General features: G+C 68.2%; 13 protein-coding genes and 1 pseudogene. 1 reads left to right on the top strand and 13 read right to left on the bottom strand.

Going from position 1 to position 15,713, the window contains the following annotated elements; genetic code table 11:
• The 5 genes from mlaD to ACWPN3_RS19095 all read right to left on the bottom strand — a co-directional run bounded on the left by mlaD (position 1) and on the right by ACWPN3_RS19095 (position 3,898).
• Positions 1–522: an outer membrane lipid asymmetry maintenance protein MlaD gene (gene mlaD, locus ACWPN3_RS19115; protein WP_109096566.1), complete on the bottom strand. Its 522-nt coding sequence runs from the start codon at positions 520–522 to the stop codon at positions 1–3.
• Between the two features lie 103 nt (positions 523–625).
• Complete coding sequence (locus ACWPN3_RS19110; RefSeq protein WP_098739448.1) at positions 626–1,018, bottom strand: NADH:ubiquinone oxidoreductase subunit NDUFA12; 393 nt, start codon at positions 1,016–1,018, stop codon at positions 626–628.
• A gap of 134 nt (positions 1,019–1,152) precedes the next feature.
• On the bottom strand, positions 1,153–1,560 hold the full coding sequence (locus ACWPN3_RS19105; RefSeq protein ID WP_109096567.1) for a hypothetical protein: 408 nt from the start codon (positions 1,558–1,560) through the stop codon (positions 1,153–1,155).
• Positions 1,561–1,571: 11 nt separating this feature from the next.
• A complete protein-coding gene (locus ACWPN3_RS19100) occupies positions 1,572–2,822 on the bottom strand; it encodes an MFS transporter (RefSeq protein WP_492240816.1) in 1,251 nt (416 codons plus the stop codon).
• Between the two features lie 122 nt (positions 2,823–2,944).
• On the bottom strand, positions 2,945–3,898 hold the full coding sequence (locus tag ACWPN3_RS19095) for a LysR family transcriptional regulator (RefSeq protein WP_492240815.1): 954 nt from the start codon (positions 3,896–3,898) through the stop codon (positions 2,945–2,947).
• A 121-nt stretch (positions 3,899–4,019) separates the two neighbouring features.
• On the opposite strand from ACWPN3_RS19095, the gene ACWPN3_RS19090 reads away from it, so the two are divergent.
• Positions 4,020–4,487, top strand: coding sequence for an NUDIX hydrolase (locus tag ACWPN3_RS19090; protein WP_492240814.1), 468 nt, complete (start codon positions 4,020–4,022; stop codon positions 4,485–4,487).
• Here the strand turns inward: ACWPN3_RS19090 and ACWPN3_RS19085 are convergent.
• The 8 genes and pseudogenes from ACWPN3_RS19085 to ACWPN3_RS19050 all read right to left on the bottom strand — a co-directional run bounded on the left by ACWPN3_RS19085 (position 4,441) and on the right by ACWPN3_RS19050 (position 15,698).
• Complete coding sequence (locus ACWPN3_RS19085) at positions 4,441–5,328, bottom strand: EAL domain-containing protein (protein ID WP_247872837.1); 888 nt, start codon at positions 5,326–5,328, stop codon at positions 4,441–4,443. The genes ACWPN3_RS19090 and ACWPN3_RS19085 overlap by 47 nt on opposite strands.
• A 205-nt stretch (positions 5,329–5,533) precedes the next feature.
• Positions 5,534–7,204 carry a Na/Pi cotransporter family protein gene (locus ACWPN3_RS19080; RefSeq protein ID WP_492240813.1) on the bottom strand — a complete coding sequence of 557 codons (1,671 nt, stop codon included), beginning with the start codon at positions 7,202–7,204 and terminating at the stop codon, positions 5,534–5,536.
• Positions 7,205–7,353: 149 nt separating this feature from the next.
• The gene (gene ychF, locus ACWPN3_RS19075; protein WP_492261680.1) at positions 7,354–8,454 is read right to left on the bottom strand and encodes a redox-regulated ATPase YchF; all 1,101 of its coding nucleotides are present in this window, start codon (positions 8,452–8,454) and stop codon (positions 7,354–7,356) included.
• A gap of 113 nt (positions 8,455–8,567) precedes the next feature.
• Complete coding sequence (gene pth / locus ACWPN3_RS19070; protein WP_109096574.1) at positions 8,568–9,140, bottom strand: aminoacyl-tRNA hydrolase; 573 nt, start codon at positions 9,138–9,140, stop codon at positions 8,568–8,570.
• A 96-nt stretch (positions 9,141–9,236) separates the two neighbouring features.
• Positions 9,237–9,834, bottom strand: a pseudogene (locus ACWPN3_RS19065) (50S ribosomal protein L25/general stress protein Ctc).
• 210 nt (positions 9,835–10,044) lie between these two features.
• Complete coding sequence (locus tag ACWPN3_RS19060; RefSeq protein ID WP_146208015.1) at positions 10,045–10,305, bottom strand: hypothetical protein; 261 nt, start codon at positions 10,303–10,305, stop codon at positions 10,045–10,047.
• Positions 10,306–10,423: 118 nt separating this feature from the next.
• Positions 10,424–12,469: a S8 family peptidase gene (locus ACWPN3_RS19055; protein WP_109096576.1), complete on the bottom strand. Its 2,046-nt coding sequence runs from the start codon at positions 12,467–12,469 to the stop codon at positions 10,424–10,426.
• 184 nt (positions 12,470–12,653) lie between these two features.
• A complete protein-coding gene (locus tag ACWPN3_RS19050; RefSeq protein WP_492240811.1) occupies positions 12,654–15,698 on the bottom strand; it encodes a transglycosylase domain-containing protein in 3,045 nt (1,014 codons plus the stop codon).
• Between the last annotated feature and the right edge of the window lie 15 nt (positions 15,699–15,713).

The following is a 15,713-nucleotide window of genomic DNA, read 5'->3' as shown; positions in this document are numbered from 1 at the left end:
TCACAGCTTCGGCGGCTGGGCCGGGGCCTGTCCCGGGGTCTGGCCCTGCTGGCCGTTGGCCTGATCGCCCGACTTGCTCATGCTCTGGAGCGAGAAGATGACCTGTCCCAGCAGCTGTTCCAGGCCCGGCGTGCTCTGGGTAAACTCGATCTTGCCGTTCGGCTTGATGGCGTCGGGATCGCCGCCCGGCTCCAGCGACAGGAACTTGCCGCCCAGCAGGCTTTCCGAGGCGATGACCGCCGCGGTGTCCCTCGGCAGCTTCACCGAATTGTCGACCGACAGGTGAACCACCGCCTGATAGGTGGTGGGATCGAGCGTCAGCCCGGTGACCGTGCCGACCTTCACGCCGCTGATGCGCACGTCGGCGCCGCTTTGCAGGCCGGTGATGCTGTTGAAGTTGGCGGTGACGTCATACCCCTGCACCTTGCGCAGGTCCGCACTTTTGTAGGCGAAGGCAAGGAACACGGCGGCCACGGCGAGCACGACGCCGCCAAGCACGGTCTCAATCACATTCCGGCGCATAGAGCTATCCTGCTGCGAATTCCCGAATCGAAACCCGGCCCGCATGGGGCCGGGCTTTCCGTTCCGCTTTCTGTTCCGACCCGATGGTCGGTGCCGGCGTGGATCAGCTCGGAGTCCAGGGCTCGTAATCGCCGGTGGCCGGCACGCGCTGCCCGCCGGCCAGCACATGGCCGGGCGGACGGTAGGCCTGGACCGAGCCCGACATGTTGGGCAGATGTTCCTTCTGCCACGGCTTGTGGTAGGCGCTCGACCCCTCGGGCAGCGGCTCCTTGGTGGTGTGGTGCAGCCACCCGTGCCATTCCGGCGGGATCTTGGAGGCGTCGGGCTCACCGGCATACAGGACCCAGCGGCGCTCGCGCGTGCCGGGCTTGGTGTCCTTGTTGCGGTAATAGACGTTGCCGAAGCGGTCGCTGCCGACCTTGGCGCCCCGACGCCACGTGACGTAACGGATGTGAATGTTCGCCAGTTTGGTGAACAGGGAGATCGGCTCGCTCATCGTCGCTCACGAATTCCGGAGTCTGGCCCCGCGGAAACGGGGCTGGTCGAATGCGGGCCGCACTATGACACCGCAAGGCACGCGCGTCCACCGTTGGTGAGGCCAAAGCTGCCCACAGGGTGGAAAGAGCGGAGCTATTGCAGGCGGGTCGCGGCGATCTTGGCCGTATCGACCGGGGTGGCGGTGCAGCCGCCCAGCGTCGGGCCGACCGGAAGCTCGCCGAAGGCCGCCAGCGCGCCCTCCGCCTTCAGCCGGCCGACGAATCCGGGTTCCACGCCGCGGGCGACCCAGGCGAATCCAAGCCAGGTGGATCGCACCGGCTCGCCCCCGGCCCGCACCATCGCCGCCATCGCCTCGGCATCGCTGGTGCCGGGGGAGAAGACCGCCAGCATCAGGCCGTCGGTCGTGTCGGGCAGCGCAGCGCGTTGCAGCGACAGCCCCATCAGCCCGGCCCAGACCAGCAGGACACCGCCCAGCAACGCCGCGGCAAGGCCGTGGCCGATGGGAAATGCAGCAGGGGAAGGGGCGGGGCTGTCGCTCATGGTCGTATATCTTACGCCTTTGCCTCGGCCGCCGCCAGCGACGGGGCGGGCTTCTCGGCGATCGGCCAGTGGACGATGGTCGCGAACATCGCCAGCGCCACGCCCAGCCACCAGACCACATCGTAGGACCCCGTCCGCTCATACAGCACGCCGCCGAGCCAGACACCCAGGAAGCCGCCGACCTGATGGCTGAAGAAGGCGAAGCCGTAGAGCGTGCCCATGTAGCGGGTGCCGAACATCAGCGCGACGAGGCCAGAGGTCGGCGGCACGGTGGACAGCCACAGCAGGCCCATCACCGCGGCATAGGCGATCACCGTCACCGACGAGATCGGCAGCAGGATGAAGATTGCCGTCGCGATGCCGCGAGAGAAATAGTTGGCGCACAGCAGGTAGCGCTTGCTGACCTTGCCCGCCAGGATACCGGAGGCATAGGAGCCGATGACGTTGAACAGGCCGATCAGCGCCAGCGCCCAGGCGGCGAGCGTCGGGCTGATGCCTGCGGCGGTGAGGTAAGGCGGCAGGTGGGTGGTGATGAAGGCCAGCTGGAAGCCGCAGACGAAGAAGCCGGCGACCAGCAGCACATAGCTGCGGTGCTGGAAGGCCTGCCGCACCGCGGCGATGTAGCCGATGTTGGCACCGGTCACCGCCGGTGTGCCGCTCGCCGTCATGCCCTTCGGACCGGGGAAGACGCCGGCCAGCAGCGGCACCGCGATCATCGAAGCGGCCAGCAGCAACAGGGCGGTCTGCCAGCCGAAGCCGGCGATGAAGGCCTGCCCCATGGGCGCGAACAGGAACTGGCCCATCGACCCGGCGGCGGTGGCGATGCCGACCGACCAGCTGCGCTGTTCCGGCGGCAGCAGCCGGGTGAAGCCGGCGATGATGATGCCGAAGGAAGCGCCGGACAGGCCCAGCCCGATCAGCACGCCGGCGGTCAGGTACAGCTCGACGCTGGTGGTGGCATAGGGCATCAGCGCCAGCCCGGCCGCATAAAGAATCCCGCCCCCGGCCAGCACCGGGGCCGGACCGTAGCGGTCGGTCAGCGCCCCGGCGAAGGGGCCGCCGGCGCCCCACAGGATGTTCTGGATCGCCATCGCCAGCGCGAAGACGTCGCGGCCCCAGCCGCGGGTTTCCGAAAGCGGGCCGATGAACAGGCCCATGCTGGAGCGCGGTCCGAAGGCCAGCATCGAGATCAGGCAGCCGCAGACGACGACGAGTGCAGGCGTCCTCCAGGAGGGCGCCGGTGCAGGGGTAGCGGTGGTCAAGGCATCCTCCCGGATCCGGGCGCCTCTGCGGGGTATCGCCGCGCGCCGGTGTTGTGAAACTGCTCTGCCTGCGACGATAGGCGGGCCTCAACAGTTCGGCAAATTCATAATCGGCAACCAGGTCATTCCGCAGCGGAATGCAGGAGGGGATGCTCATCCATCGCGTGCTTGGGCACCGCGCAACTCGGCAGGCGCCCGATTGCCAGTTCCCGCCGAAGCGCCTCTTCCAGCCGGTCGAAGACCGCGGCGATGCGTCCGGCCGTCCGCGACTGGATCAGCCAGATCGTCACCGACATCCGGAAGTTGGGAAGGTCGAGCGGGCGCACCGCCGCCGCATCGGGGATCGGCGCGATCAGCCCCATCGGTGCCAGGCCGAAGCCGACGCCGCGGGTCACCAGCGACACCAGCAGGCTCTGGTCGTAGGCCTCCACCGTTACGTTCGGCTGCAAGCCGAGCGGCGCCAGCGCCTGCTGCAACGCCTCGCGGTAACGGCAACCGTTCGGCTGCAGCACCCAGCCGCGCTGGTTCATGGCGGCGAGATCGCTGGAGGCGTCATCGGGAGAGGCGATGATGTTGACAGGCTCGGTGCCGATCCGGCGGACCGGCAGATCGTCGGGCGGCGCCTGCCCCTCGCACAGCAGGATCACCGCGCCGTCCAGCGTGCCGGCGCGGACCTGCTCGATCAGCGGGTTGCTCCAATCCGAATGCAGCCGCAGGGTCAGGCCGGGGAAGCCGGCGCGCAGCTCGTCCAGCGGCCGTCCGGTGGCCAGTGCGGTCAGCACATGGGCCATGCCGAGCCGCAGCAGCCCGCGTGGTTCGGCCGATCCGGCGAACGCGTCGGCGAAGTCGCTGGCAGCCGCGAGGATTCGCCTTGCATGGGCCAGCGCCAGTTCGCCATCGCGGGTCAGGGCCAGCGGCTTGGTTTGCCGGTCAAAGAGCACGACGCCAAGCTCCGCCTCCAGCCGCTGGATCAGCCGCGACACGGCGGACTGCGTCAGCCCCAGCCGGTTGCCGGCCTCCTGCACCGACTGCGCATCGGCAACGGCGATGAAGGTGCGGATCTCGTTGAGCTTCATGGGGCGGCCATTTGGTCGGGTAGGGTGTGCGCCGGTAGGACGCGGCACTGCATCTTCGCGTCTGGTGTACCAGTGTCGGACCGCGCTACCCTCGGGTCAAGACATCGATAGGGAGCCGTTCATGTCCGCCACTCCGCCCGACCGTTCCAGCCGCGAATATCCCGACCGCCCCTGGGTTGGCGTCGGAGCCGTCGTCTGGCGCGGCGACAAGGTGCTGCTGATCCGGCGGGGCAAGGCGCCGCGGATGGGGCAATGGAGCCTGCCGGGCGGGGCGCAGTCGGTCGGCGAGACGGTGTTCGAGACCGCAGTGCGCGAGGTGCGGGAGGAGACCGGGCTGGAGGTGGTGCCGACCGGGATCGTCACCGTGGTGGACGCCATCACCCCCGATGCCGAGGGGCGAGTCCACTACCATTACACGCTGGTCGAGGTGGCGGCGGAGAGTGCGGAGGGCGAGCCGCTCTGCGCCGACGATGCGCTGGAGGCCTGCTGGGCGACCGCCGATGAGGCCGGGGAACTGACGGAGTGGGACGAAACCCGGCGGGTCATCCTGATGTCTGCGGCCCAGCGCCAGAGCCCCCCGACCCGATAGACGGCAGGATCGCGCTGCGCTCGGCAAGGAAAGCGTCCACCCCGTCGGCGGACAGCGGGCGCGACAGCCAATAGCCCTGCAAAACATCGCAGCGGTAGGCTTGCAGGTAGAGCCGCTGTTCCGGCGTCTCCACTCCCTCCGCCACCACGCCCAGCTCCAGCGCGTGGGCCAGCGCCACCACCGCCTGGACGATGGCGGCGGCGTCTCGGTCCTCCACCATCGCCTGGACGAACTGCTTGTCGATCTTCAGCGCCTCCACCGGCACCCGGCGCAGGGTCGCCAGCGAGGACCAGCCGGTGCCGAAATCGTCCAGCACCAGCCTGATCCCGGCGCCCCGCAACCGCAGCAGCGCCTCGCGTGCCTCGGCGGTCTGGCTGAACATGCTGGTTTCGGTCAGCTCAAGCTTCAGGTTGGCGGCGGGCAGGCCGGTTTCCGCCAGGATACCCAGCACCTTCAGCACCAGCCCCGGATCGTCGAGCTGCCGCGCCGACAGGTTGACCGACACCGGAATGTCAGGATAGCCGGCGCGCAGCCAGCCGGTCGCTGCGACACAGGCCGTCCGCAGGGTCCATTCGCCGAGCAGGTGGATCGCCTCTCCCTGCTCGGCCATCGGCACGAAGACATCGGGGGGCAGCATGGTGCCGTCGGACAGGCGCCAGCGCGACAAAGCCTCGAACCCGGTCAGGCGGTTGGTGATGACGTCGGCCTGGGGCTGGAAGACCAGGGACAGTTCCTGCCGGTCGATGGCGTCGCGCACCCGCGCGGCGAAGCCGGCGTCGGATATCCCCTGTGTACCGGGTCCGTTCGCGGGTCCGTTCGACGTCGCGTGCGTGTTCGCCACCGTCCGCTCCCTCTCGACAACCATTCCTCGGCCCGACATTTCCCCTGGGGCTTGCTGCCATAACAACCACAGGAAGGATTTGTTAACCATGTCGCGAAAGAGCTTGACGAATTTTATATGGTTACGAAAGTGTTAACGTTGCTGCGCTGGTGACAAGAAAAGGTCGAAGCCGAAGCGGGGCGGTTCCCCAATAGGACGTGAACGGTCACGCCCGCGCTGCTCCCCGTTTGAGACGACTGGGCAGCAGCTCACCCGATTGATCGAGTACCGGATAGGCGGCGGCAACCAAGTGGGCGTTGATCCGGCGCAGGTCACGCAGGATGTCGAGGTGGTGCGCGCTGGTCTCCACGCTTTCCTTGCGGCCGGCGCGCAGGCGGGCGAAATGCGCCTCGGTGGCGCTGGTCTCCAGATCGCGGATCACCTCCTTTTCGTGGATCAGCGCGCGGGCGGAGCGGACATCGCGCGACACGAAGACGGCAGCGGCCAGCCGCTGGGTTTCGCTCAACCTTTCCAGCATGCCGGCGATCTCGCCGGCCCCCTCGGTGGAGAAGCGCAGCTTGCGCCGGATCTTCTTCGAGGCCGTCTCCATAAGGTTGCAGTCGACGATGTCGCCGACATGCTCGAGGTTGATGGTGAAGGTCAGCACGTCCGACATCCGGCCGGCGTCACGCTCGTCCAGATCCTCGACATTGATCTGGGTGAGATAGCCCTTGATCGCCTCGTGCAGCCGGTCCAGCACATCGTCCATCCGACGGATCTCCTGCACCCGTTTGCGGTCGTCGGTCTGGATCACGTCCAGCGCACCGCGCAGCATGGCGTCCACCGTATCGGCCATGCGCAACGCCTCGCGCGATGCGTTGGCGATGGCGAGGTGGGGGATGCGCAGCGCGCTGCGGTCGAGATAGAGCGGCATGGCCGGGTCGGCGACCGCCACCCGCTCCGGGAACATCCGTGTCAGTGCTCGAGCGAACCAGGGCAGCGGGCCGATGAACAGCCCGGCCATCGCCAGATTGAAGGCGAGGTGGAAGTTGGCGGCCAGCCGGGTGGCGTCCGGCGACACCGCTTGCAGGCCGGCGGTGATCGGCTCCAGCAGCGGCACGACGATGAGGCAGCCGACGAGGCGGTTGATCAAATTGCCGACCGGCAGCCGCCGGGCCGCCGGGTTGCGGCCGTCGCCCCCCGGTCCCTCGATCACCGGATTGACGGCGCTGCCCAGATTGGCGCCGGCCACCATAGCGATCGCGGCCTCCGGTCCGATCACCCCGCCGCCGGCCAGCGAGGCGATCAGCAGGATGGCGGCGACGCTGGAATGGGCGGCCCAGGACAGCAGCGCCGCCAGCACCACCGCCACCACCGGATCGGCGGTCAGCATCGCCAGCATCCGCCGCAGTATCGGCGCATTCTCCGCCGGGGCGATGGTCGCCAGCAGCAAATGCAGCGACAGCAGCATCAGGCCGAGCCCGATGGCGACCCGCCCCAGGTCGCGGCTGCGCGTCCGCGCCCCGCGGCGGAAGGCGATGAAGCCGCCGAGCAGCAGGACCGGCGCCACATGGGCGACGTCGAAGGCGAGGATCTGGACGATCAGGGTGGAGCCGACATTGGCCCCCAGCATCACCGCCAGCGCCGGCATCAGCGACACCAGCCCGGTGGCGGTGAAGCCGGTCGCCATCAAGCCGGTGGCGGTGCTGCTCTGCAGCAGCATGGTGATGCCCATGCCGGACAGGAAGGCGGTCCAGCGGTTGCGCAGCCCGGCCCCCAGGATGCGGCGCAGGTCGCCGCCCAGCGCACGGGTCAGCCCGCTCTGCACCATGTGCAGCCCCCACAGGAGCAGCACGACATTTCCGGCGAGTTCCAGCAGCACCCGTGTCGCCTGCATCGCACCCCCTTTGTCGGATCGGGGATGCGGTCAGGCGGCACCCCTAACTGAAGGGTAGGGCGCGCGGATTGTTACGACAATATGACAGTTGGATGACAGCGTAGGGGGAAGGGGGCGACAAAGCCCCCATCTCCCTGGTCATTCGAGTCTCAGACGTTGAAGCGGAAGTGGAAGATGTCGCCGTCCTGGACGACATATTCCTTGCCTTCCTGGCGCATCTTGCCGGCGTCCTTCGCCCCCTGCTCGCCACCCAGCGTGACGTAGCTGTTGTAGTCGATGGTTTCGGCGCGGATGAAGCCGCGTTCGAAATCGGTGTGGATGACGCCGGCGGCTTCCGGAGCCTTGGCGTGGCGGCGCACGGTCCAGGCCCGCGTCTCCTTCGGGCCGACGGTGAAGAAGGTGATCAGGTCCAGCAGCTTGAAGCCGGCGCGGATCAGCTTGTTCAGGCCGGTTTCCTCCAGCCCCATCGATTCAAGGAACTCGGCCTTCTCGGCCGGGTCGGACAGCTGGGCGACCTCGGACTCGATGGCGGCGGAGATGACGACGACCTCGGCATTCTCGGCCTTGGCCTTCTCGGCGACCTTGGCCGAGAAGCTGTTGCCGGTGGCGGCCGACGCCTCTTCGACGTTGCAGACATAGAGCACCGGCTTGGAGGTCAGCAGCATGAACTGCTTGAACACCGGCTTCTCTTCGTCGGAGACCTCGACCACGCGGGCGGGCTTGCCGTCCTGCAGCACCTTCAGGGCGCGCTCCATCAGGTCGGCCTTGATCTTGCTGTCCTTGTCGCCGCCCTTGGCCTTCTTCTGCAGGCTGGTCAGCTGGCGCTCAAGGCTTTCCATGTCGGCGAGCATCAGCTCGGTCTCGACCACCTCGGCGTCGCGCAGCGGATCGACATTGCCCTCGACATGGGTGATGTCGTCGTCCTCGAAGCAGCGCAGCACATGGACGATGGCGTCCACTTCGCGGATGTTGGCGAGGAACTGGTTGCCCAGCCCTTCACCCTTCGACGCGCCGCGGATCAGGCCGGCGATGTCCACGAACTCCAGCTGGGTCGGGATGACCTTCTGCGACTTGGCGATCTCGGCCAGCTTGTCCTGCCGCGGGTCGGGGACGCTGACGCGGCCGACGTTCGGCTCCTTGGTGCAGAAGGGGAAATTCGCCGCCTCGGCCGCCTGGGTGGCGGTCAGCGCGTTGAAAAGGGTCGACTTGCCGACGTTCGGCAGGCCGACGATGCCGCAATTGAAGCCCATGGTTGGGTGCTCGCCGTCGGAAATGCTGGAATTGACGCGCTTTATCCTACGATGGGGACCAAAGCGCAAACGCGAAGTGGGAGAGGGGCCTGAACCGGCAAGGCCGGCGGGGCCTATCTGCCCTGCGTCGCCACCGTCACCTTGTTCATGAACAGCTCCGGCCGGCCGTCCACGATCAGCGGCAGGTTGTCGGAGACGGCGTCCAGCAGCGGGTCGATCCAGCCCTGGTCGGCCTTGGCGAAGTCGTGCAGCACATAGCCGCTGACCAGATCCTTGTTGCCGGGGTGGCCGATGCCGAGCCGGACGCGCCAGTAGTCCTTGCCGATGTGCGCGTCGATGGAGCGCAGGCCGTTGTGGCCGCCATGGCCGCCGCCCTTCTTCACCCGGATCTTGCCGGGGGGCAGGTCCAGCTCGTCATGGATGACGACGACGTTCTCGGGCTTCAGCTTGTAGAACTGGAGGGCGGCCACCACCGACTGGCCGGACAGGTTCATGAAGGTGGCGGGCTCCAGCGCCAGCACCTTGTCGCCGGCGACGGTGCCCTCGGCGGTCTGGCCCTGGAACCGCTTTTTCCATGGGGTGAAGCGGTGGCGCTGGGCGATGGTCTCCACCGCCATGAAGCCGATGTTGTGGCGGTTGCGGGCATACTCGTTGCCGGGGTTGCCCAATCCGACCAGAAGCAGCATGTCCCTCACCCTCTATCCGGAACCCAGGCTCCACAAACGAAGCGGGGGGCCGAAGCCCCCCACCGTACCCAATCTTCTAAGGTCGAACGCTCCCGATCAGGCAGCGGCGCCCTCTTCCGACTTCAGGCCCGACGGCGCAACGATGGTCGCGATGGTGAAATCGCGGTCGGTGATCGTCGAGGTCACACCCTCCGGCAGCTTGACCGCGGAGATGTGGATCGAGTTCGCCGACATCGAAGCCTTCGCACGAGATGGTGATGTGCTCGGGGATGCTGTCGGCCGGGCAGCTCAGCTCCAGCTCGTGACGGACGATGTTCAGCACACCGCCGCGCTTCAGGCCGGCCGACTTGTCCTGGTCGGCGAACTCGACCGGAACCTGCACGTTGATGCGGGTGTCGGACGAAACGCGCAGGAAATCGACATGCAGCGGGACGTCGGTCACCGGGTGGAACTGCACGTCGCGCGGCAGGACGCGGTGGGCAGAGCCGTCGACGGTGACGTCGAACAGATGCGTGAAGAAGCCCGGCTGATGCAGGACGCGGGTGAACTCGAACTTCTCGAGCGAAATGGTGACAGGAGCCTGCTTACCACCGTAGATGACGGCCGGAATACGGCCGTCACGGCGGGTCTGGCGGGCGGTCCCCTTGCCGGCCCGTTCGCGCGTCTCAGCGCCGAGCGGAATGATCTTGGTCATGACGATGCTCCAAAACGAAAAGGGCGCCGGCCTCCAGGGGTGCCGACGCGTGCGCGGCGTGCATACGGCAAATGGCGAAGCACGTCAAGGTCCGCGCGGAATGGAACGTTTGAAACATCGCGCCGCCGGCTGTTCACTGTTCCATCCCCACACCCTTCCCAACCGTCGCCGCCAGTCTGCCACGGCTGGGCGGAACGGGTGAAATTATCGTCAAGAAGACTGGAGCGGGCGCGAGAGGGCGATCGACCGCACGGCCGGATCGGCCTCCAGCCCGGCGAGGTCGGCCGCGGCGATCTCGGCGGTGACGATGCCCGGGGCTATCGGCCTGCCGCTGGACAGGCAGTCGGGGGCGGCGGCGTTCGCATGCAGGCGGACGATCACCGCGACACGCTGGGCGTCGTCCAGCGGCTGGGCCAGCATCGACGGAGACGGGCTTTCCAGCTTCCTGAGCGAGGCGAGGTCAATCGGCATGCCGGCCATCCATGGGGAAGGGGCGAGGGAAACGGAGAATGGTCGGTCCTCCGCGTCCGGGCGATGATGGGCTTCTCCCCCCATCGAGGCAAGCACGCGGCGATGCAGGCTCGCTGCCTCAAACCACCGCTTCAGACCTTGGCTTGGCCCCGCCCTGGGCGGCATGCCACTCGTCGAAGTCCGGGTTGCGGGCGGAGTCGTGGTCCAGTTCCTCCAGGATGGCCGCGGCGGATGCCCGTCCGTGACCGTGCTGCGGATCCCAGTCCGCTCCGTCGGGCGGATCGCGGCGGACCATGCGGATCAGGCGCTCGCGCAGCGTCGCATTGTCCATCGGCAGGCCCTTGCGGATCGACCGGGCATAGATCAGCGCGATCAGTCCGGTCACCGCCGGGGCGGCCATGCTGGTTCCGTATTTCTCGACCACGCCGGTCACCGTCCGCGACCACGCCGCCTTGACGCGGTGTCCGGGGGCGGAGAGGTCCGGCTTCTGCCGCCCGTCGCGGGTCGGGCCGGCGCTGGAGAAGAAGGAGATCGGCGTGCCGGTGGAGTGGGCATCGTGCGACCCGACGATGATCGTCGAATGGCCGGTGGAGATCGAGCCCAGCATGTGAGAGGCGACCGGCTGGAGGAACTGCGCCTGACCGGCGTCGAACCGCTCGATCCAGGCGTGATAGTCGATGGGGCCGTCGTCCAGCGCTTGGAGCCGGATGCTCCATTCCCCCGTCGGCGCCCCCATGGCGATCCAGATGCCGATCACATTGTCGTGGTTGTTGGGGTCGTCCAGCCGATTGACGATGAAGACCGCCGGCGGTTTGCCGGGGAGGCCGTAGGGCAGCGAGCCGTTCGGATCGACCGGCCCGATCTCGGTGCCGTCGGGGGCGACCAGCGTCACCGACAGTCGCCGCCGGCCGGGATACCACAGCTCCACCTCGCCGCCGGCGGACGTGGTCTCGTAGCCGGCGATGCCGAGCGTGGGAATGCCCAAGCCGATGGAACATGCGCCGCCTGCCGGGACGGTGCCGCTGGTGTGGGTTCCGCTCTGCTGGGAATTGCCGGCGGCGATCACCACGGCCCGGTAGGGAGCCGCGTTGACCATCGCGTCCAGCCCCTGTTCGACCAGCGAGGTGCCGTCATGCGGGCCGCCGTTGGTGCCCAGGCTGAGATTGACCACGCAAGGGCGGTTGCCGGCGGCGTTGAAGATGTAGTTGACCGCCTCCAGCAGTTGAACGGTGCTGCCCAGCGTGTGGTTCAGCTGGTCGGGCGAGTTGACCGGGGTGGGGAGCTTGGCATCGACGAAGATCAGCGACGCCTTGGCCGCCACGCCCGGCTGCTTCGATCCCAGCCCGTTGCCCGCGGCGATGTCCATGACATGGGTGCCGTGGGTGCCGTTCTCCTGGGGCTTGCCGGGATCGTCCTTGGGCGGAGCGTAGCCGAGGGCGTCGTAAGGATCGTCGGTGGCGAGTGCTGCGTCGATCTGCTCGGGTGTGTAGAGCGCGCCGTAGGGGAAGGGCGAGTTGGGCGTGCCGGACTGGTCCCACACCGCCAGCAGTCGGGTGCGCCCGTCGGCCTGCCGGAAGTTCCGGTGCATGTAGTCGCAGCCGAAATCGACCACGCCGATGATGACGCCTTCGCCATCCCGGTGCGCATGCTGGACCCAGGGCGGCAGCAGCCCAGGCACCGCGGGTTCGGGCAATCCCGGGACCGCGAGGGTGCCCAGCCCCATCTCGGAAATGGTGGCGTCCAGCGCGGAATGGGTCGGCTGCGCCGCCTTCAGGCTGAGCACCACGGCATGGGCGTGAACCGCCTCGACCTGATCGGCATGCAGGCGGCCGGTGACGATCCAGGAGCCGTCGGCCGCCTTGCCGATGGTGCTGGCGGATTTCACGCCCGGCAGGGCGGCCCAGCCGTCCGGCGAGGCGACACGGGCGATGACCGGCACCTCTTCGTCTGCGGCCGGCGCTGCGGCCACTTGGTCCTGCGCAGGGGCCTGTGCGGAGCGGGCATGGCGGCGGGCATGGGAATCGCGGTTGAGGATGCGGAGTTGGAGCCGATGGTCCATCGGGGTGCCGGGGCCACCCGGAAGGTTCCGCGCGGCGGAAAGATCGGGGGATTCGACCGGGGCCAGGCACATATGGTGGGCATGCAGCGGTAACCGTGGCGCCATTGGCGGGGGCCTCCGTAAGCTGGAACCGAACCACAGACCGCACTCCGGTCAGCCGGACGGGCAGAACCCTTGCGGGAAGGTGCGGGCCCCGCCGCGATGCATGCGAAAGACTGTTGTCCGCGGACTGTATATACTTTTACGAAAGATATTTTTCGGATTGCAACCGTTCAGGACGGTTTGGACCTCACAGCCCCGTCGGGGCCGGGCGGGTGTCGGCGGTGCGGGTGGTGCCCTGGTCGATCAGCGGCTGGAGCGCCGGGGCGAGGCTCTTCAACAGCTGGGCGGGCAGGGCGCTGGTGAAGCGGTAGTTGTCGGCCTCCGGCCCATGGACGAAGGCGGTCATCGTGCCGAAGAAGCGGTCGCCGATGTAGAAGACGAAGGTGGCGGTGCGGTTGACCGCCTTCGATTCGATCAGCACGCCGCCCGGACCCCAGCGGTCGAGCCGGTGGTCGCCGGTGCCGGTCTTGCCGCCCATCGGGACCGGCGCGCCGGTGGGATCCTTGAAGGACCCCCAGACGCGCTTGGCGGTGCCGTTCTGCGCCACGTCCATCAGGGCGCGGCGCAAGGTGGCGCAGACCTCCGGCCGCAGCACGCGCTCGCCCTGCAAGGGCCCCAGCCCGAGCTTCGCCTCATAGGGCGTGCCGGCGGCGAAATGCAGCGAGCGGATCTTCACCGTCGGCTGGCGCACCCCGTCGTTCAGGATCAGCCCCATCAGCTCCGCCAGCGCCGCCGGGCGGTCGGCCGAGCTGCCGATGGCGGTCGCCAGCGACGGCACCAGCGTTTCGAACGGATAGCCGACGCTGCGCCATTGGGCGGTGATGCGCTGGAACGCCTCCTCCTCCAGCCCGATGCGGATTCGGGTGTTCTGGGCGGCCATGCCCTTCTTGAACAGCCAGCGGTAGCTCTCCTGGCGCTCGTCGGCGCTGGCGGCCAGAACCTCGGCCCGCTTGGCGTCGGGATGCTGCTGGAGATAAGCGACCAGCCACAGCTCCAGCGGATGGACGCGGGCGAGATAGCCCAGATCGTTCAGCGGGAAGCGGTCCGGCCCATATTTGGAGTAGAGCGCCGACAGCTCGGTGTCGGACAGCGCCTTTCCCGGCAGCCGGCCACGCAGGAAGCTGGAGAACTCCGCCAGCCCGGCCTTGGGCCGCACGGTGCGGAAGATCACCGCCAGCCGGTGCGGCACCGGGCGCGAGCGGGTCGCCAGCCGGGCCAGCGCCTCGTCCGGGGTGCGCTTGCGGTAATCGTTGTAGAAGCGGTTGAGGAAGTCGGTGCCCTCGCGGTCGGCGAAGCGGGCGAGATAGGCTTGGCGGGCCGGATGGTCGGGGGTGCGCAGGATGTCGGCGCCGTCGTCCGCCCCTTCGTCCATGTAGAACTGGACGACATCGCGCATCAGCCGGATGAAGGGCAGGTTGACGCTGTTCCGCAACGCCTCCTGCACGGTCAGGATGCGGCCGTTGTCGTCCTTGTTGAAGTTGACGAAGCTGTGCTGGCCGCCGCCGGTGAAGAAGACCTCGCCAGGGCTGGCGGAATAGCGCCGCTCCATCGCCGCATCCAGCATGGCGGGCAGCCGGCGGTCGGAGGCAGCGGCAAGCCAGGAGGTCGCCCAGCGGGTCAGATTGTCCGACGCCTCGTCCTCGACATCGCCCAGCAGTTCCTTGGGCAGATGGGCGTAACGGCTGTGCAGTTCGGCGACGATCTGCAGATATGTCGCCAGCGTGCGCAGCTTGGCGGTGGAGCCGAGGTCCAACTTCGCCCCGTCGTTGATGTCCAGCGGCTGGTCGAGGTTGTCGGCCTGGACCCGCAGGTAATTGGCCTCTGGGCCGCGCTCGTAGAGGGTGATCGAATAGACCAGCTTCGACAGGTCGTTGTTGCGGGCGTCGAGCAGCCGCTCGCCGGTCAGCCCGAGCGAGCGGGCATAGTCGGGATCGTTCAGCCTGCCCAGCACCTCCACCACGCGGGACTGGGTTTCGGCATCCAGCGTGGATTGAGCGGTCAGGTCGAGCCGGTCGAGCGCGTAGAAGTTGGAGACGCCGAGCATGCCGAGCAGCCGGGCGCGGATGGCGTTGGTCGCCTTCTGCTCGACATAGGAGGTGGCGGGGCTGATCGGCGCCTCCTCGCGGAAGACCAGCGGGGTGGCCAGCGCCGCGTCGCGCAGGGCGGGATCGATCACGCCGGCCTGGGCCAGGGCGCGCAGATGGGCGTCGGCCAGCCGGTCGAGGGCGGCGCGATCCTGGATCAGGTAATGGGAGGGACGGCGCTGGGCCAGCAGCAGGGCCAGCACCTGCTTGTAGGCCAGCGCCTTCAGCTTCAGGGCGCGCGCATCGTCTGCGGAGTCGCTGAGGACGCGCTTGGCGATGGTGAGGTCGGTGCCGAACCAAGCCCACAGCCCGTCGCCCAGCCCGTTTACCTCGCCGAAGCCCGAGCGCGCGGTCAGCGGGGTGGAGTTCAGGTAATCGACCAGGATGCGGCGGCGGGCCAGCGTTGTGTCCTCGCCGTCGCTGTAGGCGCGGACGCTGGCCGAGGTCATCTGGCGCAGCTTCTCGACACTGCCGACGGTCTGGCCGTCAGGCGAATGGCGGTATTTCTCGATCTGGGTGGCGAGCGTCGAGCCGCCGGGCGAGCGCTGGCCCGGCCGGATCATCTGGATCGGCAGCATGGCGACGGCGGCGCCGAAGCGGTCCCATTCCACCGCCGGGTTGCGGCGGGGTTGGTCCTCGTCCAGAAGTTCGCGGTTCTCGATGAACAGCAGCGTGTCGGCGACCAGCTTCGGCACATCGTCGAAACCGTCGAACACCCGTTCGGGATAGCGCGCCGAATACATGACCGCGCCGTTGCGGTCGAGCAGGGTCAGCCCGGCCTGCGTCTTCTCGCGGTAGATCGGAAAGCCGCCGCCGGCCATGAAGCGGTCGAGCGCCGGTGACAGTACCGCCTGCCGCTCGATTGCGTAGACGTCACGGGTCAGCGCGTCGAGCTGGCCGGGCAGGGCGGTGTAGCCGAGCCGCTCGTTGTACGGCCCATGCTTGGGAAAGCGCGCCTGCGGATTGGGGCCTTCCTGCACGCTGACGGACATCGACTGGGCGACGCCGGAGAGCAGCCGGGCCTGGAGGCGGGAGGTCTCCATCTCCCGCCATCCGGCATAGCCGGCGGCGGCGAGCGTGATGGATAGCGTCGCCGCAATCGCGACCCGCCCGGTCCAGCGCCCGACCTGCATCCACCCCTTTGCCATCTCGGATGCGCACCC

The organism is Azospirillum sp. UENF 111221, from assembly GCF_058780625.1.
The sequence above is the reverse complement of the archived record's forward strand: the minus strand, read 5'-3'. Positions and strand labels throughout refer to the sequence as shown.

Bases quoted from the DNA above. Each gene is read 5' to 3' on its own strand.
- mlaD (WP_109096566.1), bottom strand. From the start codon at position 522: ATGCGCCGGAATGTGATTGAGACCGTGCTTGGCGGCGTCGTGCTCGCC.
- ACWPN3_RS19110 (WP_098739448.1), bottom strand. From the start codon at position 1,018: ATGAGCGAGCCGATCTCCCTGTTCACCAAACTGGCGAACATTCACATC.
- ACWPN3_RS19080 (WP_492240813.1), bottom strand. From the start codon at position 7,204: ATGCAGGCGACACGGGTGCTGCTGGAACTCGCCGGAAATGTCGTGCTG.
- ACWPN3_RS19105 (WP_109096567.1), bottom strand. From the start codon at position 1,560: ATGAGCGACAGCCCCGCCCCTTCCCCTGCTGCATTTCCCATCGGCCAC.
- ychF (WP_492261680.1), bottom strand. From the start codon at position 8,454: ATGGGCTTCAATTGCGGCATCGTCGGCCTGCCGAACGTCGGCAAGTCG.
- pth (WP_109096574.1), bottom strand. From the start codon at position 9,140: ATGCTGCTTCTGGTCGGATTGGGCAACCCCGGCAACGAGTATGCCCGC.
- ACWPN3_RS19095 (WP_492240815.1), bottom strand. From the start codon at position 3,898: ATGAAGCTCAACGAGATCCGCACCTTCATCGCCGTTGCCGATGCGCAG.
- ACWPN3_RS19050 (WP_492240811.1), bottom strand. From the start codon at position 15,698: ATGGCAAAGGGGTGGATGCAGGTCGGGCGCTGGACCGGGCGGGTCGCG.
- ACWPN3_RS19090 (WP_492240814.1), top strand. From the start codon at position 4,020: ATGTCCGCCACTCCGCCCGACCGTTCCAGCCGCGAATATCCCGACCGC.
- ACWPN3_RS19055 (WP_109096576.1), bottom strand. From the start codon at position 12,469: ATGGCGCCACGGTTACCGCTGCATGCCCACCATATGTGCCTGGCCCCG.
- ACWPN3_RS19060 (WP_146208015.1), bottom strand. From the start codon at position 10,305: ATGCCGATTGACCTCGCCTCGCTCAGGAAGCTGGAAAGCCCGTCTCCG.